The organism is Bradyrhizobium huanghuaihaiense, from assembly GCF_025200885.1.
GTDB classification, from domain to species: domain Bacteria; phylum Pseudomonadota; class Alphaproteobacteria; order Rhizobiales; family Xanthobacteraceae; genus Bradyrhizobium; species Bradyrhizobium huanghuaihaiense.
Window position 1 is genome coordinate 5,007,595 of the sequence record NZ_CP104172.1, and the last position, 26,608, is coordinate 5,034,202.

The window sequence follows — 26,608 nt, forward strand, 5'->3', positions numbered from 1 at the left end:
GCCCGGTCAGATCAGGCGCCAGATCCATTCCATGATCTTCGCGATCACGTCGCCGAACAGCAGCAGTGCCGCCGACCAGATCAGGGCCGAGACGAAATTGGCTATCTGGAAGCTCCAATAGGGCATCTCGAAGATACCGGCTGCGAGCGGCACCGAGGCCCGCAGGGGGCCGAAGAAGCGGCCGATGAAGATGCTGGGTATGCCCCAGCTGCGCACGAAGGCCTCGCCCCTCGGCAGGAGTTCCGGATAGCGCGAGAGCGGCCACATCTCGGCGACGTGCTCCTTGTAGCGGTAGCCGAACCAATAGGAGACCCAGTCGCCCAGTGCCGCCCCGAGGCCGCCGGCGATCCAGACCGGATAGAAGTTGATGCCGCTCACCCCGATCAGCGCACCGATCGCCACCAGAGCGCCCCAGGCCGGAACCAACAGCGAGATGAAGGCGAGCGACTCCCCGAAAGCCAGCAGGAAGACGATCGGAGCCGCCCAGGCCTGGTGAGCGCGCACGAAATCGGCCAGGGCGTGCGCAAACTGCTCCATTCCGAAAATAGCCTTCCCGCTCGCTCAAGGTGCTGCTCGATGAAAACGACTGGTAAGCCAAGGGCTTGTGTGACATCAAGTCACAAAAGCCCGTCAAAACCGGCCCGGGACGTCAAATTGCCGGGAACTAATGGCAATGCGGTGTAAAATCGCCGGGATTGGCCCGTAACCACGCCGCTTGGCCGCCCCCGGCGGTAACCTTTCCAAGCCAGAAGTGGCATAGTCCGCTTAACCGATTCGCCGCCCATGCGGCACCCTAAGCACATCAAGATATATGTCCAAGCAGTTGAAGCCAAAAGCAAAAGACGATTTTTTCGGCGGCGATGAGCCCAAGCCCCGCACCGCCGCGAAGGCGGCGCCGCGCGGAAGCGGCGGTGAAGCCGACTACACCGCGGCCGACATCGAGGTGCTCGAAGGCCTCGAACCGGTGCGGCGTCGGCCCGGCATGTATATCGGCGGAACCGACGAGAAGGCGCTGCATCACCTGTTCGCCGAAGTCATCGACAACTCGATGGACGAGGCGCTGGCGGGACACGCGACCTTCATCGGAGTCGAGCTGAGCGCAGACGGGTTCCTGACCGTCACCGACAACGGCCGCGGCATCCCGATCGATCCGCACCCGAAATTCCCGAAGAAGTCGGCGCTCGAAGTCATCATGTGCACGCTGCATTCGGGCGGCAAGTTCGACAGCAAGGTCTATGAGACCTCGGGTGGTCTGCACGGCGTCGGCATCTCCGTCGTCAACGCCCTCTCCTCGCGCCTCGAAGTCGAGGTCGCACGCAGCCAGAAGCTCTATCGCATGAGCTTTGAGCGCGGCCATCCCAAGGGCAAGCTCGAAGACCTCGGCAAGGTCAACAACCGCCGCGGCACGCGCGTGCGCTTCAAGCCCGACACCGACATCTTCGGCGCCAAGGCCGCGTTCAAGCCGCAGCGCCTGTTCAAGATGACGCGCTCGAAAGCCTATCTGTTCGGCGGCGTCGAGATCCGCTGGAACTGCGCGCCCGAGCTGCTCAAGGGCGTCGAGGACGTGCCGGCGGAGGCCACGTTCCACTTCCCCGGCGGCCTCAAGGATTATCTTGCCGCGGCGATCCACGCCGACACGCTGGTGCACCCGGACATCTTCTCGGGCAAGTCGGGCCGCAACGGCGCGCATGGCGCCTGCGAATGGGCCGTGGCGTGGACCGCGGATGCCGACGGCTTCCTGTCCTCCTACACCAACACCGTGCCGACGCCTGATGGCGGCACGCACGAATCCGGCCTGCGCAGCGCCCTTTTGCGCGGCCTGAAGGATCACGCCGAGCGCGTCGGCCAGGGCAAGCGCGCCGCCTCCATCACCTCCGAAGACGTGATGGTCGGCGCGGCCGTGATGCTCTCGGTGTTCGTGCGCGAGCCCGAATTCCAGGGTCAGACCAAGGATCGCCTCGCCACCGCCGAAGCGCAGCGCATCGTCGAGCAGGCGATGAAGGATCCGTTCGACCATTGGCTGTCGGGCAATCCGAACATGGCCAACCGCCTGCTCGACTTCGTGATCGACCGCGCCGAGGATCGCCTGCGCCGCCGCCAGGAGAAAGAGACGGCGCGCAAGACCGCCGGAAAGAAGCTGCGCCTGCCCGGCAAGCTCGCCGACTGCACCGATGCCGGCACCGAAGGCTCCGAGCTCTTCATCGTCGAGGGCGACTCGGCAGGCGGCAGCGCCAAGCAGGCGCGCGACCGCAAGAACCAGGCGGTGCTGCCGCTGCGCGGCAAGATTCTCAACGTCGCCTCCGCCGGCAAGGACAAGCTGACCGCGAACGCGCAGCTATCCGACCTCGTGCAGGCGATCGGCTGCGGTCAGCTCGCGCATTACCGCGAAGAGGATCTGCGCTATCAGCGCATCATCATCATGACCGACGCCGACGTCGACGGCGCCCACATCGCTTCGCTGCTGATCACCTTCTTCTACCGGCAGATGCCGCGGCTGATCGACGAAGGCCACCTCTTCCTCGCGGTGCCGCCGCTCTACAAGCTGACCCACGGCTCCAAATCGGTCTACGCCCGCGACGACGCGCACAAGGAGGCGCTGCTCAAGAGCGCGTTCAACGCCAACGCCAAGGTCGAGGTGAACCGCTTCAAAGGCCTCGGCGAGATGATGCCGGCGCAGCTCAAGGAAACCACCATGGATCCGAGCAAGCGGACGCTGCTCAAGGTGGTCCTGCTCGCCGACGACCGCGACACGACGGCGGATTCGGTGGAGCGGCTGATGGGCACCAAGGCCGAAGCGCGCTTCGCCTTCATCTCGGACAAGGCCGAATTTGCCAGCGAGGAGCTGCTCGACGTCTGACGTCACGCGCTCCAGTCCAACAAAGCCCCCGGCTCCGTCAGGTCCGGGGGCTTTTTCATGTGGGGACGATATCGCTCGTCCCAGCGATTCCTGCCGAAGCGCGACTCGGCCAGCGACTCAGCGGCCCCAAGACTGAGGCAGGACTGCCTCCATTTCAGACAAAGCCGAATTTCCTAACGAAAACTTACCCGGGTCCGCAACTCGGATATCTTCGTAACATACTGATATTATGTTGTTTTCTTGACACCCGACATCATCATCTCAAACCCCTCCCGACCGGCGTTTTCCGACGACTGTGCCTGCCACGCAACAGCTTTTCGGCCGGAAACGTCTATAGTCCGGACATCAGATGACACGGACTTCAGTGCGCTCGCGCCTGCTACCAAGGTTGGGGATTTTATCATGAAGAAGATTTTGCTGGCTCTGACCGCGGTTGCGGCGATGACCGGTTCGGCCTCGGCGGCCGACCTCGCGGCCCGTCCCTACGTCAAGGCTCCGATGGCGGCTCCCGTCGCCAACTGGACCGGCTTCTACATCTTCGGCGGTGGCGGCGGCGGTCTTTCGAACGCCGACCAGAGCGTCCAGAGCACCGTCGGCGCGGTTCCGCTGACCATCACCCAGCGTCAGGGTGGCTCGGGCTGGTTCGGCACCGTCGGCCTCGGCTACGACTGGCAGTTCAGCGGCACCTGGGTCGCCGGCGTGTTTGCTGACGGTCAGTTCGGCAGCATCCGCGCCACGGTTCAGGATCCGATCAATGGCTGGACCGGCAACCAGAAGCTGGAAGACTCCTGGGCCGCTGGTGTTCGCCTCGGCTGGCTGGTCGCTCCGAACGTTCTCTCCTACGTCAACGGCGGTTACTCCGGCGCTCACTTCGGCCAGACAAACTTCCTGACCCTGGCTGGCGTGCCGGCCGGTGCTCACCTCGGCAGCTACAACCGCAACGGCTGGTTCATCGGCGGCGGCGTCGAGAACAGCCTGAACTTCTTCGGCATCACCTCGCCCGGCTGGTTCATGAAGACCGAGTATCGTTCGGCCTTCTACAACGCCAAGACCCAGACCGAGCTGTCCGACGTCGGCAACGTGCCGCTCGCCAACAGCATCCGTGCGAACAGCTGGAACCAGACGATCTCGACCTCGCTGGTCTACCGCTTCAACTGGACCGGTCCGGTCGTCGCCAAGTACTGATCTGATCTCACATTCAGACGTCAAAGCCCCGGCATCGTCCGGGGCTTTTTCGTTGTGGGGATCACCTTGCGCGCGGACATGCGTCCTCCTCGCAGCCTTGCAGCCGCGGCCCATTGTATCCGAACCGAAGCTACGGCTAGTCTGGGCTAAGTTTTCGTGACCGCGGCAATCGTTGACGCCGTGGATCGCGACAGAAGCAGACCGAGGGAGGAATGCATGCGCAGATTTCTGCTTGTAGCAGGCCTGTTTGCGACTGCCGTCGGCCTGCTCTGGATTGGACAGGGCACAGGCACCGTTCCCTGGCCGCGATCGAGCTTCATGGTCAACCAGCTGCAATGGGCCGGCTATGGCGCAGCCATGGCCGGCTTCGGACTGGTGCTGATCTGGCAGAGCAACCAATAGAAGAAACCAGGGAATACAACATGACATCCAACCGGTTCGATCTTCGCGGCAAGGTCGCGGTCGTCACAGGAGGCAATGGCGGCATCGGGCTTGGCCTGGCGCACGGACTTGCCGATGCCGGCGCGGATATCGCCGTGGTCGGACGCAACGAAGCCAAGTCGGCCGCGGCCGTTGCCGATCTCAGGCAGCGTGGCGTGAAGGCGATTGCGGTCGCCACCGACGTCACCGACAATGCGGCAGTCGCCGCCATGATCGACCGCGTCCTCAAGGAATTCGGCCGCATCGACATTCTCATCAACAACGCCGGCATGAGCATCCGCAAGCCGCCGCACGAGCTCGAGCTCGACGAGTGGAACAAGGTGATCGACACCAACCTCACCAGCGCCTTCGTGTGCTCGAAGCTGGCCTATCCGGCGCTGAAGGCGTCAGGCAACGGCAAGGTGATCAACATCGGCTCGATGATGTCTATCTTCGGCGCGAGCTTTGCGACCGCCTATGCGGCGAGCAAGGGCGGCATCGTGCAGTACACGCGCGCCTGCGCCAATGCCTGGGCACCCGACAACATCCAGGTCAACGCCATCCTGCCGGGCTGGATCGACACCGACCTCACCCGCGGCGCGCGACAGCAGGTGGCGGGACTGCACGAGCGGGTTTTGGCGCGCACGCCTGCGGGGCGCTGGGGCGCCATCGACGATTTCGCCGGCATCGCGGTGTTCCTCGCCTCGCCCGCGTCCAACTTCGTCACGGGCACCGCGATCCCCGTCGATGGCGGATTCTCGGTGATGGCCTGAGGCTTTCCGCACGAAAGCTGCACGCAAAAAAGAAGCCCCGGCAATGCCGGGGCTTTGAATTTGGCAGAGATCGTCTTCTTTTGCTGATTGGTCGTTCGTTGCTCAGTAGCGCCCGATGACCGGTGCGTCGAACTTGTAGCTCGCGCGAACGACGGCCCACTGGATATCGCGCGGCTTGGCGTCGAAGGTGTAGTTACCGGAGGTGCCCCCGAGCTGATAGGTCTGGCTGCCGAAGGCCGCGTAGTTGTATTCGAGGCCGACGATCCAGTTGCGGGTCACGCCGTACTCCCAGCCGGCGCCGATGGTCCAGCCATTGGCCCAATGGGTCTGACCGCCCGAACCCGTGGACGGGTTCGGAACGGTGTCGCTGACGCTGAGGCGGTTGTTCACGCCGGCGTAGCCGCCCTTGATGTAGAAGAGATTGTTCTGCACGGCGAAGCCGGCGCGGCCGACCACGGTGGCGAGCACGTTGGCGCGCCAGGAGAACACGTCGTCACCCGCGCCGAACACCGTGTTCGTGAACGAGCCCTTGTTGTCGAGGCCGGAGATGGTGCCCTCCATGCCGAACACGTAGTTGTTGGCCTGCCAGTTGTAGCCGATCTGGGCGCCGCCCATGATGCCCGCGCCACGCTGGCGAAAGCCCTGCCCCGGAACGAGATCGCCGAACGGCGCACCGATTCCGTTGTTGATGAACTGCTCGTTGGTCCATGCGCCACCGATGTTGCCGCCGACATAGAAACCGGTCCAGTTGAACAGCGGCTCGACATAGGCAGGCGCCTTCGTGTAGCGCGCACCGAGATCGGCGGCGGACGCAGCGCCGGTCGAAACCAGAGCGCTCGTGCAGGCGAAGGCGGCAATCAACTTGTTACGCATGGTATACCCCGTGTCCTTTGATGGGCGCACGCTCACACGCAACTCTTACTCAAATTTGAATCAAGAAAGTTAAGACGCCGGATTGGCAAATTGCGGCTCGTGAATCCGCGCGCGCTGTTGCACGCACGCAACGCATCACGCGCGATTTAACGCGACATTATCCCTACCGAATTGCAGCGCTTAGGATGCCGGCGCGGCCTTCGACTGCACGTGCTCGGGCCGCACGCCGAGCCCGATCAGTCGCGCCGGAATGCCCTGCAGCCACGGCAGCGCGGTGATGAGGCGCACGATCAGCGGCACCTTCAGCGGACGCTCGCCGCCCTGCAAGGCGCCGCTGATGATGTTGTTCTGCACGACCATCTGCATGCGTTGCGTCATCCTCACCGGAAACTCGCGCCGGCGGCGCACGGCGTCGAGCTCATCCTCGGTCGGGCGGCCGCGCTGGAGCTTGTCCGCGAGCAGATTGGCAGTCGCGACCGCGTCCTGCACGGCGAGATTGACGCCGACGCCGCCGACCGGCGACATCGCATGCGCGGCATCGCCGATGAGAAGCAGGCCCGGCTGCGTCCAGCGCTTGAGGCGGTTGATCGCGACGGTGAGCAGCTTGACGTCGTCAAAGCTCTTCACCTCGGCAATGCCGGACCTGAGGATCGGCGCCATGCGCACGACGTCGTCGAGCAGCGCCTGCAATCCCCTCGCCTTCACCGCATCGTGCTGCCCCTTGGCGATGACATAGGCGCATTGCCAGTAGTCGCCACGATCGAAGGTGATCATCATCTTGCCGGGCTCGATGCGCGCAAACAGGTTCTCGGTCTCGTCAGCCTTGCGGCCGGCGCGGAACCACAGAACGTCCATCGGCGCGCCGATCTCCTCGACCGCGAGGCCGGCGCGCTCACGCACCGTCGAATGCCGGCCGTCGCAGGCGATGGTGAGATCGGCCTCGATGTCGATGATGCCGTCCGGCGTCCTTGCCCGCACGCCGGCGACGGTGTCGCCGCGGCGGATCAGGTCGACGGCTTCGGTGTTCATCATGACCTTGAGCGAGGCGAAGCGCCGGCCCTCTTCGCGCAGGAAACTCAGGAAGTCCCATTGCGGCATGAAGGCGATGAACGGGTATTTGGTGTGCAGCCGGCCGAGATCGGCGATCCGCACGGGCGTACCGCCGAACAGTCCATCCATCTTCTGCAAGCGTTGATGCGGCAGCTTCAGGAAGCCGTCGATCAGGCCGAGCTCGTCCATCACCTGAAGCGTCGAGGGATGCACGGTGTCGCCGCGAAAGTCGCGGAAGAAGTCCGCGTGCTTCTCCAGCACCACGACGTCGATACCGGCACGCCCGAGCAGATAGCCGAGCATCATGCCGGCCGGCCCGCCGCCGACGACACAACACCGGACTCTTACGGAGGAACTCGGGTTCAAGGCCGTCCTCATTTACGACTTAAGTTTTCTGTGCGGTGCAGCAAGCAAGTTTAATTTGCCGCGATTGCGAATGCCCGTTAGCGTTTCTGCAAAATTCGATTTGCCTTCAGGGAATTGCAGTGCAGACGATCCTCATACTGCTCGGCGTCTGGATCCTGATCAACGTACTTTTCGTCGTGATCATGATCCCACCACGCAAGCCGCGGACCCCCGACCCGGGCCCGACCGGCACGCTTGCGACGGTGCCCATCAACCAGAACGGCTATCCGTTCGAGGAGCCGGAGAAGCTCCTGCTGCGCCACGTCGTCATCTCGATCGCCATGGGCGCGTTCTTCTCGCTGACGCCTCCGTTGATGGAAGCCATTGAGTCGATCAAGCGCTTCATCCGGAAGCGACAGGCATAGCAGACCGATACCCGCCCTCTTCGAGGCCCCCGATACAAAAGATCGCGGAAACGGTCGGCGCTTGCCAGCACCACGACGATTCATTGGCTCACCGGCTCGGAGCCGAGATGCCGAGCCACCAGGTCGAGGAACTCACTGGCCAACGGCGAGATGCTGAGCGACCTGTGGCGAATGACGCCAACGGTACGCTTGATCTCAGGGGCAGAGACGGGAACGGCTCGGATATTGGAGCTGGGGTTTGTCGGCAGGGCCATGGCCGGCAAGATGGCGCAGCCGACGCCTGCTTCCAGAAGGCCAAGGATGCAGGAAACGTGCTCGACTTCGTAGAACCACCGCAGCTTTAGGGCGGCATTTCCGAGCAACACTTCCAGCAGGAGCCTGTTGCCACTGTCGCGCCCGCCAATGACGAGCCGAACCTTTGCCATCGCCTGCAGCTCTTGCAGCGTCACCTCCTGACGAGCGGCCAGCGCGTCGTCCTTGTGCACGGCCAGAACGAAACGATCTGCCAACAACGGTGCGAACGTTAGATCCGGGTCTGTGCCCGGATCCACACCGATGCCGAACTCGGCCAATCCCGACAAGACCTGGCGAACGACAAAGTCCTGGTTGCCATCGAAGACCTGCACACCGACATTCGGATGCCGCTCAGTGAACGTCCTCAGCAAGGACGGAAAGGCCTGGCACACGACGGTCGGAATGCTGGCCACCCGTATCTTGCCGAAGCGCTTCTCAGCGACCTCGCGGATCGAATCCAGCATCCCGTTGAGGTTGTTGATCTCTGGCGAGCCATTGGAAGGAAATGGCGTCCAGCTCCGGTGAGGACCACCGACCTCGTGGTGCGGCTGAACAGCTCGACGCCCAGCGTCTGCTCCAGCTTCTGGATCCGGCGCGACAGGCCAGGCTGGGTCAGATGGAGTTTCTCTGCGGCACGCTGGAAATTCAGCAGCTCTGCCGCGACCACGAAGGCCTCGAGTTCAGCGTTCTCGACTTTCATGCGGGAGTCTCATCAGTCGCAAGCGAACCCGCATTGGACCTCAATGATGGCGGTTCCTACCATCCTGGCGGATAGTCAAACCAAAGGGAACAGGTAGCACCGATGCCCACCCAGCAGCAACTTGCGCCGACCATGCCGATCGCCGCGGCCGCAACACCCGATGTGACCGGAGCGGACGCGACGTACCGGAAGATCGTGCTTCACATCATGCCGTTCATTCTCGCCTGCTATTTCTTTGGCTATTTGGATCGGGTGAACGTCGGCTTCGCCAAGCTCGGCATGGTCAGTGACCTCAGTCTGAGCGAGGCCGCTTATGGTCTCGGCGCAGGCCTGTTCTTCATCGGCTATCTCCTGCTCCAGGTGCCCGCCGGCTACCTGGTTCAGCTCTACGGCCCGCGCAATTGCATCGCGGCATCGATGATCGCATGGGGGCTTGTCTCTATGGCGACCCTGCTGACGCGGGACGAAGCCAGCTTCTACGCACTTCGCTTTCTGCTTGGGGTCACCGAAGCAGCCTTCTTCCCGTCCGTCATTGCCTGCTTCAGCCTGTGGTTTCCCTCGTACAGGCTGAGCAAGGTGATGTCCTTGCTGTTCCTTGCCCTGCCTCTCGGGGTCATCCTCGGCGGTCCGGTGTCCGGCTGGATCATGGACGTCACGCACGGGAGCTACGGCCTGAAGGGCTGGCAATGGATGTTCCTGCTCGAGGGACTCCCGGCGTTGTTGCTTGGATTGTTCGCGATCAGGGCGATCGTCGAACGGCCGGACGATGTTGCCTGGTTAACGCCCGGCGAAAAAGCCCTGGTGCAGCGAGAGCTCGCCCTGGAAGCCCGGGACAAGCAGACGAGCTTGTTGCCGGCGTTGCGCGAGCCGACGCTGTGGATTCTGTTCGCGACGACGTTTCTCTACAACCTTGGCAATTACGGCCTCGTGTTCTGGATGCCGAGCATGATCAAATCAATAGGCGGGCTGACGAACTTCCAGATCGGCATCGTGACTGCGGTGCCGTACCTCGTTGCCGCCTGCGCCATGTTGCTCAACTCGTTCCACTCGGTGAAAACCGGCGAGAGACTCTGGCACACCGCGCTGCCCCTGATCGCTGGCGGCATCGCTCTGATCGCGGGTGTGACCACGCGAGACGTGCCAGTGCTGTCCCTCCTGTGCATGACCGTCGGCATCTCCGGCATCCAGTGCACGCTTGCGATGTTCTGGAGCCTGCCATCGCGCGTGCTTGCCGGAACCGCGGCAGCCAGCGGCGCCGGACTGGTCAATATCGGCGCGGCGATCGCGGGCTTTGCCGGTCCGGCGGTCCTCGGGCTCCTCGGTCAACTCACGGGCAGCATGACGGCCGGTGTGTCGCTGCTGGCGATCGCGCTGTTCGCCGCGGCTGGGCTGATCTTTGCGATTCCGCGGCACCTGATGGCCCGGCATATCGTCTCAGCCTGAGGGGGCGACATGGCCTTCAAGGCTCCAATGCCCTCCACCCCAAAGCATGGCCTGCACAAACCGTTTCGGATTGCGACCGCCGGATTTCATATCGAGTCCGTGAGTTTCCTGCCAACCCCCTCGACCTGGGACGATTTCGAGCAGGTGGCCCTGCGCGGGAGCCGCATCGTCGAAGAACTCCGAGGCACCAACACCGTGATGGGTGGCTTCATCGAGGTCTGCGAACAAGACGGCGTGGAGCTGGCTCCCCTCGTGTACACGGCCCTGGGTGCCGTCGGGCCCGCAACCGACGAGGCCGTCAGACGTTACGCGGACGAGATGGCAGCCGGTGTCCGCGCTCTGTCGGGCCTGGATGGCGTGCTGCTCTTCCTCCACGGCGCGTGCTGGACGGCTTCCTATCCGGACCCCGAGCGCTTCATCATCGACACAGTCCGCGCCGCCCTGGGGCAGGACAAGCCCTTGATCGTCGCCCTCGACTACCATGGCAACATCGACGCAGACACGCTGAAGAACGCAACCGCCGCGTTCGCCTATCGAAAATCCCCGCACACGGATACGGGTGACACCGGACGCCGCGCCGCCACCTGCATGCTGCGCACGCTGCGGGGACAGATTACGCCGGCGTGGGCGATCGCGAAACCAGGCGTGCTCGTCCCATCGATCTTCAGCGCGACCGCGCTGCGCCCCCTGGCGGATATCATCGAGGAAGGACAGCAAATCGAACGCGACAGCGAGCGCTACACCGATATTTCGTTGATGGCGGGCTTTTCCTATGCAGACGCGCACAATGCCGGATTCTCGGTGTTGTGCGTCACGGACGGCGACTCCGACCGCGCTCAGAGGGTCGCGGATCATCTTTCAGATCGGATCTGGAACGAGCGGCATGCACTCTACAGGCCGTTCGACGTCTACACCGCAGAGTCGGCGGTCTCGCGGGCGTGCGCAGGCCTGACGACGCGCAAGGCGGCGGGACGCCCCTATGTCCTGGTCGAGCACGCAGACCGAATGAACGATTCAACTTACCTGCTGGCCGAGCTGCTCAAGCGCCGCGTCCCGCGGGCTGCCGTGCCATTTCTCTGGGATTCAGCCGCGGCGCAGAAGGCGTCCGAAGCCGGCGTTGGTGCGATAGTGAAGCTCGAGCTTGGCGGCCACAGCTCGGAGAAGGCCGGGCCGACGCTCGACGTCACCGCGCGCGTGCTGTGGGCAGGCCCGAAATCGTACCGCGTGACGGGCTCCTACATGCATGGCATGCCCGTCGACCTCGGAATGACGGCGTTGCTCGACATCGATGGCATGTCGGTGAGTGTCGTCAGCGCTTTTGCCTTCGCGGTCGATGGCGATGCGTTCGGGGTGTTCGGGTTACGCCCCGAAGACTTCGACATCATCGTGCTTCGTTCCAAGACCCATTTCCGCGCGTTCTACGAGCCATTGGCGGAGGACATTCTGATTGTGGATACACCGGATCACGGCGTCGCCGACTTGCGACTCCTGCCCTACGAGCGGCTGGATACGCATCGCGTATTTCCTCTGGCTCCCGAAAGCGTCCCTTGATGTCGTCTGAACAGGAGCCCAGGGTGACACGCGCGGATCGTCGGGCCGGCCACGGGAGAACGAACAAGTCATGACCAGCAAGGTGAGCGTGAGCCTGATCCAATTCGACGCCAAAGTGCTGGAGCCGGAGACGAACCTCGAGCGAATGCGGGCGGCGATCCTGTCGGAGGCAAAGACAGGCGCACAGTTGATCGTATTCCCGGAGCTGTCGAACACGGGATATGTGGAGCCGCTGACGCCCGGCGCCCCGTTCAGCCCAGATTCCGGCGGATCAGATCAATATGCCTTCCGATTGTTTCAGGCCGCAGAACCGGTGAACGGGCCGTTCATCACATCGCTGTGCGACCTGGCCCGTGCGCACTCGCTCCATGTTGTCGCCGGGCTGGCTCTTCGTCATCCGGTGCAGCAGGGCGTCATGCTCAATGCCTCGATCCTGATTGGACCACAGGGCGTACTCGGCGTGTATCACAAGATCCATCGCTGGCACCTGGAGAAGCTCTACTTCATTGCCGGCCAGAGCATCTCGGTGCAGCGGACGCCATTGGGGCCGATCGGCATGCAGATTTGCTATGATATCCGGTTTCCGGAATTGACGCGGGCGCTGATGCTGCAGGGCGCGCAGATCGTCACGAACATCTGGGCGTCGTTCCGCCCCAAGGACAAGCCCCTGGAAGATGAGCAGATATTCACGCACCGCGCCTACACCCGCGCGACCGAGAATGGCGTCTTCTTTCTCAGTTGCAACCGCGCTGGCACGCAGGGTCATTGCGCCTTCATGGGGCGAAGCGTCATCGTCGCACCGGACGGCAAGGTACTCGCGCAGTCCACCTCGGAGGACGAGGACGTCATACGAGCGGAAATCGATCTTGACGACGTTGCCCGCTACCGGAGCTATGTCGGGCTCGCCACAGACAGGCGCACCGATCTCTACTCGCGATATCTGACCGCCCCAATCTGAGAGCTGACCGCACGATTTGGCGGAGCGTGGGCGGATATTTAAGCCGCCTCGCCACTCCCACCGGATCGCTCAATTGTTGCTGCGGTTCGCGGCCCGAAAACTCTTGATCTCCGAGACGCTGCCGTCGCGATAGGTCAGCTCCACCGAGACGAACTGCGTGGCCGGGGCGAGCTTCATGTAGAGCGGCATGCCGGCGCTGATCGCGCTGGGATCGCGCATGTCGCAATTCGGCATCTTCAGCACCTGGTTGGGCACGGCGGTGTCGATGCCGATGCGCACTTCGCGGATCGCGCAGCGATACGAGACGAGATGCGTGTAATAGACCAATAGCCCGTTGAACTCGCGGAACGACAGCCAGCTCGTCGCGGTCATGTCGAGGATCTTGCGCTGGTCGCGGATCAGCGCGGCCTCGGGATCGAACCTGATCGGGAACGGCCCCTGCATGTCGCCGGCCTGATCGACATAGCGGACCTCGATGGTGCCCGCCACAGCGTCCGGCGGCAGCTCGATCGACGGGTTCGGCATCCGCTTGCGCGTGCGCGGATCGAGCGTGTCGATGAAGCCGGTCTCGCGGAAATCGCCGTTGCCGGCCATGCGCCAGGAAATACCGAGTGTCGGATCGGCGAAGGAGAACACCACGCTCCAGCCGCCATTGTGGCGCGAGAAGCTCGCGATCGGCGCGTTGGTGGTTTCCTCCTTCACGCGCGGCACTGACACCGGCGGCAGCGCCGCCACCTTCTGCGGCGGCGGGTCGGCCGGGCGCGCGGCGGCCGCGTCCTTGGCGATGCCGCCCAGGAAAACGTCGTCGACCATCTGGTCGAAATAGACCGGCACCTGCTTGTGCCTGACGGTGTCGGCCATCTCGCTGACGAGACGGCGGGTGCGCTGCGCCACCTGCACGAGGTTCTCGCCAGGTTCGAGCAGCTGCTTGGCGAAAGTGCGCGTGAACACCGAATTGGGATTGGCGTCGTCGTTGGACAGGCGATCGAGCGCGGTCTGCCGGGGCCCTGCCGAGAACACAGAGAACACGCCTTCGGGCAGCTGCGTCATCGGCGCGAGCCCGCCGCCGCCGGCAACCGCGCGCGTGCCTGATCGTTCGAACGGATTGTTGCGGCAGGCGTCGAACACCAGGATCGAGGTCCGTGCCTTCTTGTTCTGGAGACGCTCGACGATACGGTCGGCCAGGATCGAGGCGTCGCGCACCAGCTCTTCCTGTCCTTCCGTCGCCGCCGGCACGTCGGTCGGCAGCAGATAGTTCTGGCCCGCGATCTCGAAACCGTGACCGGCGTAGAAGAAGAACGCGGTGTCGCCGGGCTCGACGGTCCGGTCGAAGGCGAGCAGCGTCTCGGAGAATTGCTGCCGGCTCTGGTTCTCGGCGACCATCACGGAGAAGCCGAGCTGCTTCAGGGTATCGCCCATGGTGCGGGCGTCGTTGACCGCCTTGAGCAGCTTCGGCACGTTCTTGTAATCGTTGTTGCCGACGACGAGCGCGACGCGCTTCGCGGCGTGAGCTGGCAGCGCGATGCCGCAGAGGCTGGCCACGAGGCCGAGGGCCGCCAGAATTCTGAAAAGCCGACGCGTCATCGCAAACATCCCGTTAGTGAACGGCCTCGCTGGTCGGAACCCCTGCCGTTGATGTGATAGTCGGCCCAGCCGCAGCGAGGGTTCAACAGCCGGGTCTTCGGTTCCCCCGTCTGGCCTATGGCAGATTCCATCGGAATCTGCTCTTTCTTAATTTTCCCGGGCAATCGCACCGGACGCGAGGGGCTGCCGTGTATCGCTGGTGTACCGACGAGGTCGAGCCGCATGACCGCTTCGACTATTGGCGCGAAGTCCGGTCCAAGGGCCTGTTTGGCGTCACCGCCGAGCTGGAGCGCGAGCGACGCGCGGACTTCTACGGCGAATTCTCGCTGCGCCAGCTCGGCGGCGCCGGCCTCGTCGAGCTGAAGGCCTCGCACTACAAGGTGGAGCGCAGCACCACCGACATCGCCTACGCGCCCAGCGACAGCATCTGCGTCTACCAGCAGCTCGGCAGCGGCGGCTGGTTCGGCGGCATGCGCGGCGGCGATTTTTCGATCGCCAATGGCAGCTTCGCCACCAGCCATACCGACCTGCCCTATCGCACCGTCCCGCTCGGGGAGGGCGGCTTCCATCTGCGGATCCTGAAGATCCCCGTGAGGAACATCCCGGCGCAAGACAAGCGGATGCGCGAGCTGTCGCCCCGCACGTTCAACGATCCCGGCCTGGCGCCCCTGCTCGGGGCCTGCTTTGCCGATCTCGATGAGGTTGCCGCAGCTGACGACGGGGCCAACGGCGCCCAGGCCTCCTCCTTGGCTCAGGCCGCCCTGGTGCAGGCTCTGGCGCATCTGGCACTGATCGAGCGCGGCATCGTGCGGCCGGGTAGCCGGCTCGGACAGGCTGCCCTGCGGACAGCCCGCCTGTCTCGGGCACGGCGCCTGATCGCGCGCAACCTGCAAGACCCGAATCTCGCTCCGGTAATGGTCGCCGATCTGCTCGGTGTGTCCGTCCGGCACCTGCATATGCTGTTCGAGGCCGCCGAGAGGAGCTTTTCGCAGACCGTGACCGACGAGCGCCTCCAGCAGAGCCGCCGCCTGATGCGCGAGGCGCCGGACCGGCTGATCGCCGACATCGCGACGTCCTGCGGCTTCGAGAGCCTGGCGACTTATTACCGGGTCTTCAACGCCGCCTACGGCATGGCCCCTGGCGACTTCCGGGCCCAGGGTTCCGAAGGGCATTAGCCGGTCTCTGCGGCAACCGCCCCAGGCCCATGGTTAAGGCGGAAAACCTCAGCCGCGCCCGCGATTTGGGCAAAAACCTCAGGGTTTTTAGGGCCTTCCCGCGCCTGCTCCATTGACTTTGGCCAATTCCCGCCTATGTTCCGGGGCGACGCGGCTCAGATCGAAGAGCGATTCCTGGGCCTTGCGCTTTGTTCGCGTGAGTCAGCACCCCCAGCTTCTTTGAGAGCGCGCCGTTTCGGGGTGGAACGCGACCAGCCTTATTACCCTCGATTCCGAACGGCGGTTTCGACCAGAGGCTCAATGTCCTTTTCAGATCTCGGACTGTCCGAAAAAGTCCTCGCCGCAGTGGCGGCCACCGGTTACACCAACCCCACCCCCATTCAGGAACAGGCGATCCCCCACGTCCTCGCGCGCAAGGACGTGCTCGGCATCGCCCAGACCGGCACCGGCAAGACCGCGGCCTTCGTGCTGCCGATGCTCACCATCCTCGAGAAGGGCCGCGCCCGGGCGCGGATGCCGCGCACGCTGATCCTGGAGCCGACCCGCGAGCTCGCGGCGCAGGTGAAGGAAAACTTCGACCGCTACGGCGCCGGCCAGAAGCTCAACGTCGCCCTCCTGATCGGCGGCGTCTCCTTCGGCGACCAGGATGCCAAGCTGATGCGCGGCGTCGACGTGCTGATCGCAACCCCAGGCCGCCTGCTCGACCACACCGAGCGCGGCGGTCTCCTGCTCACCGGCGTCGAGCTGCTCGTCATCGACGAAGCCGACCGCATGCTGGACATGGGCTTCATCCCCGACATCGAGCGCATCTGCAAGCTCGTCCCCTTCACCCGGCAGACCCTGTTCTTCACCGCGACCATGCCGCCGGAAATCCGGCGCATCACCGAAGCCTTCCTGCACAATCCGCAGAAGGTCGAAGTCTCCCGCCCCGCCACCACCGCCGTGACCGTGACCCAGGCCCAGGTGCCCGCCGGACGCGAAGCGCATGAGAAGCGGGAATTGCTTCGCCGTCTGCTGCGCGAGGCGAAGGATCTCAAGAACGCGATCATCTTCTGCAATCGCAAGCGTGAGGTCGCGATCGTTCACAAATCGCTCCAGAAGCACGGCTTCAGCGTCGGCGCGCTGCATGGCGACATGGACCAGCCGGCCCGCATGGCCGCGCTCGACCAGTTCCGCAAGGGCGAGCTGCCGCTCCTCGTCGCCTCCGACGTCGCCGCCCGCGGCCTCGACATTCCCGAGGTCAGCCACGTCTTCAATTTCGACGTTCCCCACCACGCCGACGACTATGTCCACCGCATCGGCCGCACCGGCCGCGCCGGCCGCACCGGCACCGCGATCTCGATCGTGACGCCGCTCGACCAGAAATCGATGGTGGCGATCGAGAAGCTGATCGGCCAGAGCATTCCGCGCGCCGAAGGCGATTACGAAGTGCACGCAGAAGCCGGCGATGCGACCGAGCGTCCGCGCGAGCAGCGCGGCCGCGAGCGTTCGCGCGGCGGACGCGGCAAGCCGCAACGCGGCGGCCGCGATCGTGAGCGCAGCCACGAGCCGCGCGAAGCGCGTGGCGAGGCAAGGCACTCAGCCGAAGCACGGCCCGCCGCCGAGGCGAGGCCTGCACGCGAGGCAAGGCCTCCGCGCGAAGCCAGGCCATCATCCGAGCCGCGTCATGGTGCGCGGGCGCAGGCCAACAATTCGCATGTGCCGTCGATCGGCCGTCCCGAGCCGCGCCGCCAACGCGAGGTCGACACCGAGCCGGGCGATCATTCGCACCTGCCGGCGTTCCTGTTGCGGCCCGTTCGCTCCCCCGCTGGCGCCTGAAGCGCGACGCGCTTCCGGCTGGTTGAGACAGACTTCCGCACAATTTTTCAGACGCATTCGTGAACGTATATTTACGGGGCGTTCACAATCGTCCGTTAGCCTACGAACATAATTTAAGTATTGCTGCGGTCGATGGCGCACCGACCGCTGTGGGGTATGTTCCGTGGTCAAGGTTCTCGACGAACACGAACGCACGATGGCGTTCGCCGAAGTGGCACTCGGCCAGATCCGCTCGCTTCGCCAGACCGCAATCCCCCGCAATTATGAGATCTGGTACGTCTATGCCACCGGCTACAACGCGCCGCTCAACAAGATCGTCAACGAGACGCTGGCGCGCCACGGCAAGCTGACCGAAGCCGATCTCGAGCAGATCTACGAAACCTACCTCTCCCACATCAAGACCACCGATCGCATCGACAAGGTCGGCGCGCGCGTCATCGGCGAGATCGACGACGTGATGCGGGTGCTCAGCGATGCGCTCGGCATGACCGGCTCCTACGATGCCAGCCTGTCGGGCGCATCCGAGAAGCTGTCGTCGGCCAAGAGCCGCGAGCAGATCAAGGCGATCGTCGAGACGCTGATACGTTCGACCAGCGAGATGCGCGAGACCAACAAGGCGCTCGAAGACCGGCTGACGCTGTCGAAGAACGAGATCAGCAATCTCCAGCAGAGCCTCGAGGCGATCCGCGCCGAAAGCCTGACCGACCCGCTCACGGGCCTCGGCAACCGCAAATATTTCGACCGCATGATCGGCACGGCGGTGCAGAGTGCGCTCGCCTCGGGCGAACCGCTCTCGCTGCTGCTGTTCGACATCGATCACTTCAAGTCGTTCAATGATTCCTACGGCCATCTCACCGGCGACCAGGTGCTGCGGCTCGTCGGCCTGTCGCTGAAGCAGACCATCAAGGGCCAGGACATCACCGCCCGTTACGGCGGCGAGGAATTCGCGGTGGTGCTGCCCAACACCGCGCTGCGCCAGGCCCTCACCGTCGCCGATCACATCCGCCGCGCGGTGATGGCGAAGGAATTGAAGAAGAAATCGACCGGCGAGATCCTCGGACGCGTCACCATCTCCGTCGGGGTCTCCATGCTCAAGCAGGGCGACGACACCGACGCGCTGATCGAGCGTGCAGACGCCTGCCTCTACGCCGCCAAGCGCAACGGCCGCAACCGCGTGATCTGCGAAGCCGATCCTGAATTCGCGATCGAGAGCCACAGCCGGGTGGCGTGAGGCTTTCAGCAACTGCCGTAGGGTGGGCAAAGGCGCGCAGCGCCGTGCCCACCAGCAGGGCCGGCGCAAGGAATGGTGGGCACGCTTCCGCCTTCGCTGTTCGAGGTACGGCGGACGGGTCGCTTTGCCCACCCTACCGCACCGTTCTCTTGGCTGCTTTCTTGGGCGAACGCTTCTTGGCTGCAGCCTTCTTCGGCGCCGCCTTTTTCGCAGACTTGCTCGCCGCCTTCTTCCCCTTCGGCCGCTTCTTCACCTTGGCGCGCTGGGCGGCGGCGAGCGCCGCCCTCGCCCATTGGGCAAGCTCGGTGGAATCGTCGAACAGGCGCGCGGGCAGCTCCCAGTAGGAGTTGACCACCACGGTCTTGGCACGGGTCGCGTACTGAAACGGCTTCGAGCCTTCCGCTTCAAAATCCGGGATGGTCACCTCGTCGGCGCGGAAGAACAGGCCGGCGCGCAGCGACAGCGCGAAATTGGTGCCGTCGGCGGAGATGCCGTAGCCGGAGAACATCTTTCGGATGGTGACGGGGCCGACATCGGCGAACAGGTCGATCAGGAATTCGCGGTCCATGGCCCAACTCTCTCCCCAGCGTCGTCCCCGCGAACGCGGGGACCCATAACCACAGGGAGGAGTTTAGCGAAGACTGGCGGCCAAGAAAGCGTGGTACTAACACCGCCCGTCATCGAGAGATCACGCGGTATGGGTCCTGGCTCCCGTGCGCAATTGCGCACTAGGCCAGAACGACGGCTGGGTAAAACGCGAGAGCCGGACTTACCCGTCGATCTTCGCCGGCCGCAGCTCGACCGACTCGCCGCAGCCGCAGGCGGAGACCTGGTTGGGGTTGTTGAAGACGAACTGGGCCTGCATCTTGTCGGCCTTGTAGTCCATCTCGGTGCCGAGCAGGAACAGCACGGCCTTGGGATCGACCAGGATCTTGACACCCTTGTCCTCGACGACCTCGTCGGTCGGGCGGATCTCGTGGGCGTATTCGACGGTGTAGGACTGACCGGCGCAGCCGCCGTTCTTCACGCCGACGCGCAGGCCCACGATCTCGGAATCGGCGCGCTGGGTCAGCTCGGTGATGCGCTGGGCCGCGGCATCCGTCAGCCGCATCACCTGCGGGCGCGGCCGCCGGGGTTTTGGTGAGGATGCTGGTGTTGCCTGTGTCATGTTATTTATGTGGTCCGTTGCAGAACGAATTCAATGCGCGTTGAGACCGTCACCACATGTTGAGCACGAGGCGGGCCTCGTCGCTCATGCGCTCGGGCGACCACGGCGGCTCCCAGACGACCTTGACGTCGACCACGCCGACACCGGGGACGCTGGCGACTGCGTTCTCGACCATGGTCGGCAGCTCGCCGGCGGCCGGACAGTTCGGCGTCGTCAGCGTCATCTGCACGTCCACGGAGCGGTCGTCCTTGATCTCGACCTTGTAGATCAGGCCAAGCTCGTAGATGTCGGCGGGGATTTCCGGGTCGAACACGGTCTTGAGCCCGGCAATGATCTCGCGGGTCAGCCGCTCGGTCTCCTCCGGCGGCAGAGCCGAATGGGTCTCCATCGGATTGGCTTTGATTTCGGCCGTGTCACTCATGCGAACAAATCCCGCGCCTTCAGCAGCGCCTGTGCCAGATGATCGACTTCTTCCCGCGTATTATACATGCCGAACGAAGCCCGGCATGTGGCCGTGACGTTGAACCGCTCTAAAAGCGGCATGACGCAATGGGTGCCGGCGCGCACCGCGATGCCCTGGCGGTCGATCACGGTTGCGACGTCGTGGGCGTGGGCACCCTTGAGCTCGAACGAGATCACCGGGCCCTTGCCGCGCGCCGTGCCGATCAGACGCAGCGAGTTGATCTCGCGCAAGCGATCCTGGGCGTAGGTGACGAGGTCGTGCTCGTGCGCGGCGATGCGCTCCTTGCCGATCGAATTGACGTAGTCGATGGCCGCGCCGAGGCCGACGGCCTCGACGATCGCGGGCGTGCCCGCCTCGAACTTGTGCGGGGGGTCGCCATAGGTGACCACATCGCGCGACACTTCACGGATCATCTCGCCGCCGCCGTTGAAGGGACGCATTGCGACGAGGTGATCGTACTTGGCCCAGAGCACACCGATGCCGGTCGGACCGTAGACCTTGTGGCCGGTGAAGACGTAGAAGTCGCAGCCGATGTCCTGGACGTCGACCGGAATATGCACGGCGCCCTGGCTGCCGTCGACCAGCACGGGAATGCCGCGGGCATGGGCAATCTTCACGACGTCCTTGACCGGCACGATGGTGCCGAGTGCGTTCGACATCTGCGTGATCGCGACCAGCTTGGTCTTCGACGTCAGCAGCTTCTCGAACTCGTCGATGAGGAAATTGCCCTCGTCGTCGACCGGGGCCCATTTGATCACGGCGCCCTGGCGTTCCCGCAAGAAATGCCACGGCACGATGTTGGAGTGGTGCTCCATGATCGAGATGACGATCTCGTCGCCGTCACCGATGTTCGGACCGCCCCAGGACGAGGCGACCAGATTGATCGCCTCAGTCGCGTTGCGGGTAAAAATAACTTCCTCGGTGCGCGCAGCATTGATGAACTGCGCGACCTTGGCGCGGCCGCCCTCATAGGCTTCCGTTGCGGCATTGGCGAGGTAATGCAGGCCGCGATGCACGTTGGCGTATTCGCTCGTATAGGCCTGCGTCATGCGGTCGAGCACAGACTGCGGCTTCTGCGCGGAGGCTGCGTTGTCGAGATAGACCAGCTTCTTGCCGTAGACCTGCATCGCGAGCGCCGGAAAATCCTGGCGCACACGCGCCACGTCATAGGCGCCGTTCTTGACCGCCGGATGCGTGCTCATGACCGCCGCTCCAGCCAGCGCTCGGCAATGCCGATCACGTGCTCGCGCAAACCGTCATCGGCGATCTGCTCGATGGCTTCACCGACGAAGGCCTGGATCAGCAGCGCCTGGGCCTGCTTCTCCGGCAGGCCGCGCGCCTTCAGATAGAACAAGAGGCTGTCATCGAGCGCGCCGGCGGTGGCGCCGTGGCCGCAGGAGACGTCGTCGGCAAAGATTTCCAGCTCGGGCTTGTTGTCGGCCTCGGCCTCGTCCGAGAGCAGCAGCGCGCGGGTCATCATCTTGCCGTCGGTCTTCTGCGCGTCGGGACGCACGATGATGCGGCCCTGGAACACCGAGTGGGCGCGATCGTCGATCACGGCGCGGAAGACCTCGCGGCTGACGCAGTTCGGCACGGCATGGTCGACCACCAGCGTGGTGTCGCCATGCTCGGTCTTCTGCAGCAGGTTCACACCATTGGCCGAGAGCTCGCTGCCCTCGCCCGAGAACGTAATGAAGCCCTGCAGGCGGCTGACCGCCGCGCCGGTCGTCATGTTGAAGAAATTGAGCTTTGTGTTCGCGCCGACAGTCACGAACTGAGAGGTGACGTTCACCGCATCGGGCGCATCGTCCATCAGGCGGATATGCGCGATATCGGCGTCGTCGCCGACCCAGAGGATCACCGCATCGTTGACCTGATAGCCGCCGGCCTTTCCGGCTGCGACGAAGCTCTCTACGACAGTGGCGCGCACGCCTGTGCCAATCCGCAGATGCGAGCGGGTGAACGCGGACGCACCAGCCGCGGTCGCGACATGAATGACCTGGATCGGCGCGGACAAATGGGTGCCGTCAGCCACCGAGACCACGACGCCGTCCGTCGCCATGGCCGCATTGAGCGAGATGACCGCATCGGTCGACGCAGTCTGGAGGAGATCGCCGGCGGCGGGATTGGCCTCGTTCGTGAGAACCTCGCGCAGCGTCTCGACGCTGACCTCGGCGGCAAGCGCCTTCAGGTCGGACAGATCGGCCGCGAACACGCCGTCGACCAGCACCAGCTTGCGGGCGCCCGCGATCGCATGGGCCTTCACGGCCTCCGCGGCACGCTTCAACGCGGCTGCATCAGGGCTGGCCGCCAGCGGCAGCACCTCGCCGACCAGCGCGCGCAGATCGGTGTATTTCCATTCCTCGATCCGGCGATGCGGCAGGCCGAGACGCTCATAGGTCTCGAACGCCTCGCGGCGCACTGCGATCACGGACGGCGAACCCGGCAGGCGGCCTTCGGCGCTGGCGAAGAGATCGCTCACCGCGCGGCCGTTCCCGGTCTTTGCCACAGCAACGTTCATCGCAAAATTCCTTACGCGGCATCCTCGAACTGGGCGTAGCCGGACGCTTCCAGCTCCAGCGCCAGATCCTTGCCGCCGCTCTTCACGACGCGGCCCTTCGACATCACGTGCACGAAATCGGGCACGATGTAGTTCAGCAGCCGCTGATAGTGGGTGATGACGACCATCGCACGCCCCGGCGAGCGCAGCGCGTTGACACCGTCGGCCGCAATGCGCAGCGCGTCGATGTCGAGGCCGGAATCCATCTCGTCGAGGATGCACAGGCTCGGCTCGAACAGCGCCATCTGCAGCACCTCGTTGCGCTTCTTCTCGCCGCCGGAGAAGCCGACGTTCACGCCACGCTTGAGCATGTCCTGCGGGATGTTCAGCGACTTCGAGACCTCGCGCACCTTCTTCAGGAAGTCCGGGGTCGAATATTCGCTCTCGCCGCGCGCCTTGCGCTGCGCGTTCAGCGCGGTGCGCAGAAACGTCATGGTGGCGACCCCGGGAATCTCGACCGGATACTGGAACGCCAGGAACACGCCCTTGGCGGCGCGCTCGTCCGGATCCATCTCGAGGAGATCCTCGCCCTTGAACAGGATCTGTCCGTCGGTGACCTCGTAGCCGGGCTTGCCGGCGATGACGTGCGAGAGCGTCGATTTGCCGGAGCCGTTCGGCCCCATGATCGCGTGCACCTCGCCCTCGTTCACGGTCAGCGTCAGCCCGTGGAGGATCTCACGCTCCTCGACACGAACCTTCAGGTCTTTCACTTCAAGCAAAGCCATCTTGGTATCCAGTCTATTCAATTGATGTTGGAGCGCCGGAGCGCGCCGCCGGGGTCAGCGATCAGCCGACCGACCCTTCGAGCGAAATCGAGATCAGCTTCTGCGCTTCCACCGCGAATTCCATCGGCAGCTGCTGCAGCACGTCCTTGACGAAGCCGTTGACGACAAGGCCGACGGCCTCTTCCTGCGAAAGGCCGCGCTGGATGCAGTAGAACAGCACGTCCTCGGAGATCTTCGAGGTCGTCGCTTCGTGCTCGAACGTCGCCGAGGAGTTCTTGGCCTCGATATACGGCACGGTGTGCGCGCCGCATTTGTCGCCGATCAGCAGCGAGTCGCAGGCGGTGAAGTTGCGCGCGCCGGTCGCTTTCCGGTGCGCGGTCACGAGGCCGCGATAGGTGTTCTGCGACTTTCCGGCGGCGATGCCCTTGGAGATGATGCGGCTCGACGTGTTCTTGCCGAGATGGATCATCTTGGTGCCCGAGTCGACCTGCTGGAAGCCGTTCGAGATCGCGATCGAGTAGAACTCGCCACGCGAGTTGTCGCCGCGCAGGATGCAGCTCGGATATTTCCAGGTGATCGCCGAACCGGTCTCGACCTGGGTCCAGGAGATCTTGGAGTTGGCGCCGCGGCAATCGCCACGCTTGGTGACGAAATTGTAGATGCCGCCCTTGCCTTCCGAATTGCCGGGATACCAGTTCTGCACCGTCGAGTACTTGATCTCGGCATCGTCGAGCGCAACGAGCTCGACCACGGCGGCGTGCAGCTGGTTCTCGTCGCGCTGCGGCGCGGTGCAGCCCTCGAGATAGGAGACGTAGGAGCCCTTGTCCGCGATGATCAACGTGCGCTCGAACTGGCCGGTGTTGCGCTCGTTGATGCGGAAATAGGTCGACAGCTCCATCGGGCAGCGCACGCCCGGCGGCACGTAGACGAACGAGCCGTCGGAGAACACTGCCGAGTTCAGCGTCGCATAGAAATTGTCCGAGGTCGGAACCACCGAGCCGAGGTACTTCTGCACGAGCTCAGGGTGCTCGCGAATCGCCTCAGAGATCGGCATGAAGATCACGCCGGCCTTCTTCAGCTCGGCCTTGAACGTGGTCGCAACCGAGACCGAATCGAACACGGCATCGACCGCGATCTTGCGGCGCGCCGGATCTTCCTCGCCCACCTTCGGCTCGACGCCTTCGAGCATGGCGACTTCCCGCAAGGGGATGCCGAGCTTCTCGTAGGTCTTCAGAATCTCGGGATCGATCTCGTCGAGCGAGGAGACCGACTTCTTCGGCTTCGGCGCCGCGTAGTAATAGAGATCCTGGAAGTCGATCTTGGGATAGTCGACGCGGGCCCAGGTCGGCTCGGTCATGGTCAGCCAACGCCGATACGCCTCGAGCCGCCACTGGAGCATCCAGGCGGGTTCGTTCTTCTTCTGTGAGATGAACTTTACGATCTCTTCCGACAGCCCCTTGGGGGCCTTCTCGGAGTCGATCAGGGTCTCAAACCCATAACGATATTGGTCGACGTCGATGCGCTTCACGCGCTCGACCGTCTCTTGTACGGCTGGCATTCCATCCTCCGCTCGCGGTTTCAAGGACCGCGGTGGATCAAACTCGGACGAGTATTACGATGTTTTTTGGCAGAAAGCACGGGCTTAGAACCGTTCGAGCCGTGTTTCGTCGCTTAGCCTCTAAGTAGGGTATTACCGAGCTTTCGCCAAGCCTCTAACGCCCTATTGATGTCCTCAGGTTCCGTGGACCAGCCCAGACTGAGGCGCACTGCTCCCTGCGCCACCGTGGGGTCGTACCCCATGGCCGACAGCACATGGGACGGCTGGACCTTGCCGGAGGAACACGCTGAACCGGAGGACACTGCGACCCCTTCGAGGTCAAAGCCGATCACCGCGGTCTCGGCCTTGAGGCCGCGCGCCGTGAACAAAGTGGTATTGGGTAACCTCGCCACGTCCTTCGAGTAGACGGTCGCCCCGGCGATCGCTCCGATGCCATTTTCCAAGCGGTCTCTGAGGGTTGCCATGCGCTCCGCATCCTCCGGCAGAGCCTGAAGCGCGGCCTCCACAGCGGCGCCGAAGCCGGCGATGCCGGCAACGTTCTCGGTTCCGGCCCGCCGGTTCAGCTCCTGCCCGCCGCCCCGGAGTACGGGCTCAAGCCCGGCAATCCCCTCCGCCACGACCAGCGCGCCGACGCCCTTGGGGCCGCCGATCTTGTGCGCAGAAAAGGTCGCAAGGTCCGCGCCTATCACGTTAATATTAAAAGGCATTTTGCCAAGCGCCTGGATCGCATCGACGTGCAGGAGGCCGCAGGCCTCATGAACGATCTGCGCCGCCTCCGCGACCGGCTGGAGCGCGCCCGTCTCGTTGTTGGCCGCCATGATCGAGACCAGCGCAGGCGGTCCGTCCATCAGCTGCGACTTCAGACGGTCGAGATCGACCACGCCGGCGCGCGTCACCCCGACATGGCCGATCTTGTCCGCCGGGAACCGACCGCCTGACAGCACCGAGGCGTGCTCCACCGCCGAGACCAGCAGCCGCTCCACGGGACCGCCGGCCGGTCCCCGCAGTCCAGGCGACAGCGCCAGCGCGTTGGCCTCGGTCCCAGCGGAGGTGAAGACGACATTGCGCGGCAACCCACCGACTGCAGCGGCGAGCGCGGCACGGGCGTCCTCGACCAGCCGCCGCGCCTCGCGTCCCTCGGCATGGACCGAGGAGGGATTGCCAATCAGCTCCCAGGCCGCGAGCATCGCGGCGCGCGCCTCGGGGCGAAGCGGCGTCGTCGCGTTCCAGTCGAGATACACACGGGTCGGCATAGAGTAATATATTACCTTGCTTTCACAGAGGCTCGCCTCCCGCCCGACATGGGCCGCGGCCGCGCCCTTGGCAACCTGATTCCGAACCTGCCTGTCCCGGTGACGCGCCCATGACACGCTAACGCCTTGAGCCTATTGGCCGATGTTCAAGATGCTTGCTTTTTGCCCCTGCGCCCATGCTAGAACGCGGCCGTCAAGT

General features: G+C 64.2%; 25 protein-coding genes. 11 read left to right on the forward strand and 14 right to left on the reverse strand.

All coding sequences use genetic code 11. The features are described from left to right. Nucleotides 1-6: 6 nt before the first annotated feature. On the reverse strand, nucleotides 7-537 hold the full coding sequence (locus N2603_RS24010) for a DedA family protein (protein ID WP_018641725.1): 531 nt from the start codon (nucleotides 535-537) through the stop codon (nucleotides 7-9). Nucleotides 538-811: 274 nt separating this feature from the next. Here N2603_RS24010 and parE point away from each other — a divergent pair, with 274 nt between their 5' ends. The 4 genes from parE (at nucleotide 812) to N2603_RS24030 (ending at nucleotide 5,235) form a co-directional block, all read left to right on the forward strand. After that, on the forward strand, nucleotides 812-2,857 hold the full coding sequence (parE, locus tag N2603_RS24015) for a DNA topoisomerase IV subunit B (RefSeq protein WP_260384098.1): 2,046 nt from the start codon (nucleotides 812-814) through the stop codon (nucleotides 2,855-2,857). Between the two features lie 402 nt (nucleotides 2,858-3,259). Then, on the forward strand, nucleotides 3,260-4,042 hold the full coding sequence (locus N2603_RS24020) for an outer membrane protein (RefSeq protein ID WP_260384099.1): 783 nt from the start codon (nucleotides 3,260-3,262) through the stop codon (nucleotides 4,040-4,042). Between the two features lie 216 nt (nucleotides 4,043-4,258). Then, nucleotides 4,259-4,444 (forward strand): hypothetical protein, encoded by a 186-nt coding sequence (locus N2603_RS24025; protein ID WP_018641722.1) that lies wholly within the window; start codon nucleotides 4,259-4,261, stop codon nucleotides 4,442-4,444. Between the two features lie 20 nt (nucleotides 4,445-4,464). Beyond that, nucleotides 4,465-5,235, forward strand: a complete 771-nt coding sequence (locus tag N2603_RS24030) for an SDR family NAD(P)-dependent oxidoreductase (protein ID WP_260384100.1) — start codon at nucleotides 4,465-4,467, stop codon at nucleotides 5,233-5,235. Nucleotides 5,236-5,337: 102 nt separating this feature from the next. On the opposite strand, the gene N2603_RS24035 is transcribed toward N2603_RS24030, so the two are convergent. Next, nucleotides 5,338-6,108 carry an outer membrane protein gene (locus N2603_RS24035; RefSeq protein WP_260384101.1) on the reverse strand — a complete coding sequence of 257 codons (771 nt, stop codon included), beginning with the start codon at nucleotides 6,106-6,108 and terminating at the stop codon, nucleotides 5,338-5,340. A gap of 180 nt (nucleotides 6,109-6,288) precedes the next feature. Next, nucleotides 6,289-7,464: an FAD-dependent oxidoreductase gene (locus N2603_RS24040; protein ID WP_260384102.1), complete on the reverse strand. Its 1,176-nt coding sequence runs from the start codon at nucleotides 7,462-7,464 to the stop codon at nucleotides 6,289-6,291. Nucleotides 7,465-7,643: 179 nt separating this feature from the next. Here N2603_RS24040 and N2603_RS24045 point away from each other — a divergent pair, with 179 nt between their 5' ends. Next, nucleotides 7,644-7,928 (forward strand): hypothetical protein, encoded by a 285-nt coding sequence (locus N2603_RS24045; RefSeq protein WP_260384103.1) that lies wholly within the window; start codon nucleotides 7,644-7,646, stop codon nucleotides 7,926-7,928. A gap of 80 nt (nucleotides 7,929-8,008) precedes the next feature. On the opposite strand, the gene N2603_RS24050 is transcribed toward N2603_RS24045, so the two are convergent. Together N2603_RS24050 and N2603_RS24055 are read right to left on the reverse strand one after the other, a co-directional pair. Then, complete coding sequence (locus tag N2603_RS24050) at nucleotides 8,009-8,686, reverse strand: LysR substrate-binding domain-containing protein (RefSeq protein ID WP_260384104.1); 678 nt, start codon at nucleotides 8,684-8,686, stop codon at nucleotides 8,009-8,011. Beyond that, a complete protein-coding gene (locus tag N2603_RS24055) occupies nucleotides 8,587-8,922 on the reverse strand; it encodes a LysR family transcriptional regulator (RefSeq protein ID WP_260384105.1) in 336 nt (111 codons plus the stop codon). The genes N2603_RS24050 and N2603_RS24055 overlap by 100 nt, the downstream gene beginning before the upstream one ends. Before the next feature lie 132 nt (nucleotides 8,923-9,054). Here N2603_RS24055 and N2603_RS24060 point away from each other — a divergent pair, with 132 nt between their 5' ends. From N2603_RS24060 to N2603_RS24070, 3 genes are all read left to right on the forward strand, one after another. Beyond that, nucleotides 9,055-10,365, forward strand: a complete 1,311-nt coding sequence (locus N2603_RS24060; protein WP_260384106.1) for an MFS transporter — start codon at nucleotides 9,055-9,057, stop codon at nucleotides 10,363-10,365. 9 nt (nucleotides 10,366-10,374) lie between these two features. After that, complete coding sequence (locus N2603_RS24065) at nucleotides 10,375-11,916, forward strand: M81 family metallopeptidase (RefSeq protein WP_260384107.1); 1,542 nt, start codon at nucleotides 10,375-10,377, stop codon at nucleotides 11,914-11,916. A gap of 70 nt (nucleotides 11,917-11,986) precedes the next feature. Next, on the forward strand, nucleotides 11,987-12,874 hold the full coding sequence (locus N2603_RS24070; RefSeq protein WP_260384108.1) for a carbon-nitrogen hydrolase family protein: 888 nt from the start codon (nucleotides 11,987-11,989) through the stop codon (nucleotides 12,872-12,874). 69 nt (nucleotides 12,875-12,943) lie between these two features. Here N2603_RS24070 and N2603_RS24075 read toward each other — a convergent pair whose 3' ends face one another. Further along, nucleotides 12,944-14,458 (reverse strand): caspase family protein, encoded by a 1,515-nt coding sequence (locus N2603_RS24075; RefSeq protein WP_260384109.1) that lies wholly within the window; start codon nucleotides 14,456-14,458, stop codon nucleotides 12,944-12,946. A gap of 188 nt (nucleotides 14,459-14,646) precedes the next feature. On the opposite strand from N2603_RS24075, the gene N2603_RS24080 reads away from it, so the two are divergent. The 3 genes from N2603_RS24080 (at nucleotide 14,647) to N2603_RS24090 (ending at nucleotide 18,682) form a co-directional block, all read left to right on the forward strand. After that, nucleotides 14,647-15,633, forward strand: a complete 987-nt coding sequence (locus tag N2603_RS24080) for a helix-turn-helix transcriptional regulator (RefSeq protein WP_260384110.1) — start codon at nucleotides 14,647-14,649, stop codon at nucleotides 15,631-15,633. 300 nt (nucleotides 15,634-15,933) lie between these two features. After that, nucleotides 15,934-17,451 (forward strand): DEAD/DEAH box helicase, encoded by a 1,518-nt coding sequence (locus tag N2603_RS24085; RefSeq protein WP_260384111.1) that lies wholly within the window; start codon nucleotides 15,934-15,936, stop codon nucleotides 17,449-17,451. A 163-nt stretch (nucleotides 17,452-17,614) separates the two neighbouring features. After that, nucleotides 17,615-18,682: a GGDEF domain-containing protein gene (locus tag N2603_RS24090; protein ID WP_260384112.1), complete on the forward strand. Its 1,068-nt coding sequence runs from the start codon at nucleotides 17,615-17,617 to the stop codon at nucleotides 18,680-18,682. 133 nt (nucleotides 18,683-18,815) lie between these two features. Here N2603_RS24090 and N2603_RS24095 read toward each other — a convergent pair whose 3' ends face one another. The 8 genes from N2603_RS24095 to N2603_RS24130 form a co-directional block, all read right to left on the reverse strand. Continuing rightward, nucleotides 18,816-19,250: a TfoX/Sxy family protein gene (locus N2603_RS24095; RefSeq protein ID WP_260384113.1), complete on the reverse strand. Its 435-nt coding sequence runs from the start codon at nucleotides 19,248-19,250 to the stop codon at nucleotides 18,816-18,818. A 201-nt stretch (nucleotides 19,251-19,451) separates the two neighbouring features. Next, the gene (locus N2603_RS24100) at nucleotides 19,452-19,850 is read right to left on the reverse strand and encodes a HesB/IscA family protein (protein ID WP_026311794.1); all 399 of its coding nucleotides are present in this window, start codon (nucleotides 19,848-19,850) and stop codon (nucleotides 19,452-19,454) included. A gap of 49 nt (nucleotides 19,851-19,899) precedes the next feature. After that, nucleotides 19,900-20,271 (reverse strand): SUF system Fe-S cluster assembly protein, encoded by a 372-nt coding sequence (locus N2603_RS24105; RefSeq protein ID WP_018641712.1) that lies wholly within the window; start codon nucleotides 20,269-20,271, stop codon nucleotides 19,900-19,902. After that, nucleotides 20,268-21,515 carry a cysteine desulfurase gene (locus N2603_RS24110; protein ID WP_260384114.1) on the reverse strand — a complete coding sequence of 416 codons (1,248 nt, stop codon included), beginning with the start codon at nucleotides 21,513-21,515 and terminating at the stop codon, nucleotides 20,268-20,270. Before N2603_RS24110 ends, N2603_RS24105 begins: the two co-directional genes overlap by 4 nt. Continuing rightward, entirely contained in the window at nucleotides 21,512-22,834 is a 1,323-nt protein-coding gene (sufD, locus tag N2603_RS24115) for a Fe-S cluster assembly protein SufD (RefSeq protein ID WP_260384115.1), read from the reverse strand. The genes N2603_RS24110 and sufD overlap by 4 nt, the downstream gene beginning before the upstream one ends. Nucleotides 22,835-22,845: 11 nt before the next feature. Then, entirely contained in the window at nucleotides 22,846-23,598 is a 753-nt protein-coding gene (gene sufC, locus N2603_RS24120; RefSeq protein WP_018641709.1) for a Fe-S cluster assembly ATPase SufC, read from the reverse strand. Between the two features lie 61 nt (nucleotides 23,599-23,659). Then, the gene (gene sufB / locus N2603_RS24125; protein WP_260384116.1) at nucleotides 23,660-25,156 is read right to left on the reverse strand and encodes a Fe-S cluster assembly protein SufB; all 1,497 of its coding nucleotides are present in this window, start codon (nucleotides 25,154-25,156) and stop codon (nucleotides 23,660-23,662) included. A 113-nt stretch (nucleotides 25,157-25,269) separates the two neighbouring features. After that, nucleotides 25,270-26,409, reverse strand: a complete 1,140-nt coding sequence (locus N2603_RS24130) for a cysteine desulfurase family protein (RefSeq protein WP_260384117.1) — start codon at nucleotides 26,407-26,409, stop codon at nucleotides 25,270-25,272. Nucleotides 26,410-26,608: the final 199 nt, after the last annotated feature.

What these genes read in the sequence shown, in the direction of transcription:
- N2603_RS24030 (WP_260384100.1), top strand. Translation starts at nt 4,465, where the DNA reads ATGACATCCAACCGGTTCGATCTTCGCGGCAAGGTCGCGGTCGTCACA.
- N2603_RS24105 (WP_018641712.1), bottom strand. Translation starts at nt 20,271, where the DNA reads ATGAGTGACACGGCCGAAATCAAAGCCAATCCGATGGAGACCCATTCG.
- N2603_RS24110 (WP_260384114.1), bottom strand. Translation starts at nt 21,515, where the DNA reads ATGAGCACGCATCCGGCGGTCAAGAACGGCGCCTATGACGTGGCGCGT.
- N2603_RS24095 (WP_260384113.1), bottom strand. Translation starts at nt 19,250, where the DNA reads ATGGACCGCGAATTCCTGATCGACCTGTTCGCCGATGTCGGCCCCGTC.
- N2603_RS24025 (WP_018641722.1), top strand. Translation starts at nt 4,259, where the DNA reads ATGCGCAGATTTCTGCTTGTAGCAGGCCTGTTTGCGACTGCCGTCGGC.
- N2603_RS24020 (WP_260384099.1), top strand. Translation starts at nt 3,260, where the DNA reads ATGAAGAAGATTTTGCTGGCTCTGACCGCGGTTGCGGCGATGACCGGT.
- N2603_RS24100 (WP_026311794.1), bottom strand. Translation starts at nt 19,850, where the DNA reads ATGACACAGGCAACACCAGCATCCTCACCAAAACCCCGGCGGCCGCGC.
- N2603_RS24055 (WP_260384105.1), bottom strand. Translation starts at nt 8,922, where the DNA reads ATGAAAGTCGAGAACGCTGAACTCGAGGCCTTCGTGGTCGCGGCAGAG.
- N2603_RS24050 (WP_260384104.1), bottom strand. Translation starts at nt 8,686, where the DNA reads ATGCTGGATTCGATCCGCGAGGTCGCTGAGAAGCGCTTCGGCAAGATA.
- sufC (WP_018641709.1), bottom strand. Translation starts at nt 23,598, where the DNA reads ATGGCTTTGCTTGAAGTGAAAGACCTGAAGGTTCGTGTCGAGGAGCGT.
- N2603_RS24010 (WP_018641725.1), bottom strand. Translation starts at nt 537, where the DNA reads ATGGAGCAGTTTGCGCACGCCCTGGCCGATTTCGTGCGCGCTCACCAG.
- sufD (WP_260384115.1), bottom strand. Translation starts at nt 22,834, where the DNA reads ATGAACGTTGCTGTGGCAAAGACCGGGAACGGCCGCGCGGTGAGCGAT.
- N2603_RS24130 (WP_260384117.1), bottom strand. Translation starts at nt 26,409, where the DNA reads ATGCCGACCCGTGTGTATCTCGACTGGAACGCGACGACGCCGCTTCGC.
- N2603_RS24035 (WP_260384101.1), bottom strand. Translation starts at nt 6,108, where the DNA reads ATGCGTAACAAGTTGATTGCCGCCTTCGCCTGCACGAGCGCTCTGGTT.
- N2603_RS24075 (WP_260384109.1), bottom strand. Translation starts at nt 14,458, where the DNA reads ATGACGCGTCGGCTTTTCAGAATTCTGGCGGCCCTCGGCCTCGTGGCC.
- N2603_RS24060 (WP_260384106.1), top strand. Translation starts at nt 9,055, where the DNA reads ATGCCGATCGCCGCGGCCGCAACACCCGATGTGACCGGAGCGGACGCG.
- N2603_RS24065 (WP_260384107.1), top strand. Translation starts at nt 10,375, where the DNA reads ATGGCCTTCAAGGCTCCAATGCCCTCCACCCCAAAGCATGGCCTGCAC.
- sufB (WP_260384116.1), bottom strand. Translation starts at nt 25,156, where the DNA reads ATGCCAGCCGTACAAGAGACGGTCGAGCGCGTGAAGCGCATCGACGTC.
- N2603_RS24085 (WP_260384111.1), top strand. Translation starts at nt 15,934, where the DNA reads ATGTCCTTTTCAGATCTCGGACTGTCCGAAAAAGTCCTCGCCGCAGTG.
- N2603_RS24040 (WP_260384102.1), bottom strand. Translation starts at nt 7,464, where the DNA reads ATGATGCTCGGCTATCTGCTCGGGCGTGCCGGTATCGACGTCGTGGTG.
- N2603_RS24070 (WP_260384108.1), top strand. Translation starts at nt 11,987, where the DNA reads ATGACCAGCAAGGTGAGCGTGAGCCTGATCCAATTCGACGCCAAAGTG.
- parE (WP_260384098.1), top strand. Translation starts at nt 812, where the DNA reads ATGTCCAAGCAGTTGAAGCCAAAAGCAAAAGACGATTTTTTCGGCGGC.